The organism is Coprococcus sp. AF21-14LB (assembly GCF_003458885.1).
GTDB lineage: Bacteria > Bacillota > Clostridia > Lachnospirales > Lachnospiraceae > UBA9414.
Window position 1 is genome coordinate 1 of the sequence record NZ_QRVX01000103.1, and the last position, 2459, is coordinate 2459.

Below are 2459 nucleotides of genomic sequence, written 5' to 3' on the forward strand. Positions count from 1 at the left end.
TTCTGCCCTGGTCAGAAAAACTTCCGGCAGGGATTCGCAAAGCTTAAATATCGGTGGCTGCAAAGCAGCCGCCTAAAAATGTCAAGGTACTCGCTATTTTGCGTTTACATTTTATCATTTCATAAAATAGATTTCTATAGAAAAATACTCCTCCTATCGTATTCGTTACTAAAATTTGTGTATATTCCCAGTTATTATTATATAATTCTATAAAATTCCTCTGCTGAAATCATTTTCTGGTTATTTTATCCTGAATCGGATCTGATATGGAATAGCTCCACTAAATATGAAACAAAGAGCTTCACCTTTGCTTTTCGAATTGTTTCTGCGGCAGCTTGACTTGCTGCCGCACTTGATAATATATTTAAATTTCTCTTTAGATTGCCGCCTACTTTGGAGATACTTCTCTTATTTTTTCAATGTATCTGCGGATTGTTTCTTCCTCTTCCTCCAAATGCTCTGCAATTTCAGGAATACTCAGACCTTTTGCAAGTTTCTTCTGAATCTGTGATTTTAATTTTGCCTCTTCTCCAAGAAGCATTCCCTCTTTTCTGCCCTCTTCTTTTTCTTCTGCTATTAATTCATCAAACATCATATAGCACCGCCCCATTTCTCTGCTAACTTTTATCTTCTGAATGTCTCGCTGCAGTTTCTCCACATAAGGATCTCCAAAGTCCTTCTGGCTCTCTTCCAGATTCGCTTTCACAAACTTTAAGAACTTCACGAGCGCTTCCGGAACATTCTCCGCATCCTGCCCCATTGTACTAAGAAAGATTGCATGACTTCCATCTTGCATTTCTAATCCTTCTTTTGTACGCATCTGGAAACGATAGCAATACTTTTTCTGTCCAAATGGATCAAAATCACAGATAAAAATCACATAAGATTCCGGCAATGCTGCATATGCAGTCCCGCTAAGCAGCAGATCCATGTCCATCTCGCTTGAATAGTACCGCACACGTCTCGGCAAAGAATCTTTGGCCAAAACCTGCATCTCCAGATTATAACGTGTCCGATCTGCATCGTTCGCAATCACATCCAGACGGATTCCCTTGTATTCCGGATGGTAAATAATATTTTTCTCCAAATCAATCGTGAGAGATTCAATCTGAAAACCAAGCAGCCGTTCCAAAAATTGCTTACAGTTATCATCCTGAAGCATGACCGCTCCAAACATCCAGTTGTCTTTTAAAGTCAGTTCATTTAATTTCTTCACACTGGTTCCTCCACTTCTGCAGAGGAATTTTATATGGGTTTAGTTTAGCATGGGTGGGCAGGAAATGCTATTGGCGAAAATACTAAAAATGCACTTTGTAGAAAATGCCTAAAATAACAAATCCCCATCCAGTTATAAAACCAGATGGGGACTGCTTCCTTACTATTTTCTCTTCACTAATCTCTTCTAAAAATATCTCTTGTATAAACCTTCTCCTGAACATCATCCAGACAACTATCATAGCGATTAGCAATGATTGCCTGACTTCTCTTCTTAAATTCATCCAGATCATTTACAACCTTGCTTCCGAAAAATGTACTTCCATTTTCAAGAGTCGGTTCATATATAATTACTGTTGCACCCTTTGCCTTAATACGCTTCATCACTCCCTGGATAGAAGATTGACGGAAGTTATCGGAGTTAGATTTCATTGTAAGACGATAAACACCAATTACACATTCTTTCTCCTGATCTGCTGAAAAGTCTCCCCGATTAAAATAGTCGTAATATCCTGCCATAGCGAGCACTCGGTCTGCAATAAAATCTTTTCTTGTGCGATTCGATTCTACAATCGCAGTCATCATATTCTGCGGCACTTCCGCATAATTTGCCAGCAGCTGTTTCGTATCTTTCGGCAGACAATAACCACCATAACCAAAGGATGGATTATTATAATGTGTTCCAATACGCGGATCAAGACAAACACCATTGATAATCTGCTGTGTATTTAGTCCTTTCATTTCCGCATAAGTATCTAACTCATTAAAATAAGAGACACGAAGAGCAAGATAAGTGTTCGCAAACAACTTCACTGCTTCGGCCTCTGTAAATCCCATAAACAATGTATCAATATTTTCTTTAATTGCGCCCTCCTGCAATAGTTCTGCAAATATCTGCGCTGCTTGCACAAGGCGTTCATCCTCCAGGTCTGTACCCACGATAATTCTTGAAGGATACAAGTTATCATATAGTGCTTTCGATTCTCTTAAAAATTCCGGACTAAAAAGAATATTGGCTGTTCGGAACTTCTCCCGAACACTTTCCGTATATCCAACCGGAATGGTTGACTTGATTACCATAATTGCATCCGGATTATACTGTAATACTTGTTTAATTACTGATTCCACTGCACTCGTATCAAAAAAGTTCTTCTGACTATCATAATTAGTTGGTGCAGCAATGATAACAAAATCTGCATTTGAATAAGCCGCTTCAGCATCCAACGTGGCAGTCAGATTGAGCG

The 2459-nt window shown here is 39.0% G+C and carries 2 protein-coding genes; both read right to left on the bottom strand.

What is annotated here, in order from left to right:
- Positions 1-388: 388 nt before the first annotated feature.
- Positions 389-1216 (bottom strand): Rpn family recombination-promoting nuclease/putative transposase, encoded by an 828-nt coding sequence (locus DWX73_RS13105; RefSeq protein ID WP_242996909.1) that lies wholly within the window; start codon positions 1214-1216, stop codon positions 389-391.
- A 176-nt stretch (positions 1217-1392) separates the two neighbouring features.
- A partial coding sequence (locus DWX73_RS13110) for a nucleotide sugar dehydrogenase (RefSeq protein WP_118349108.1) occupies positions 1393-2459 on the bottom strand: 1067 nt, incomplete at its 5' end.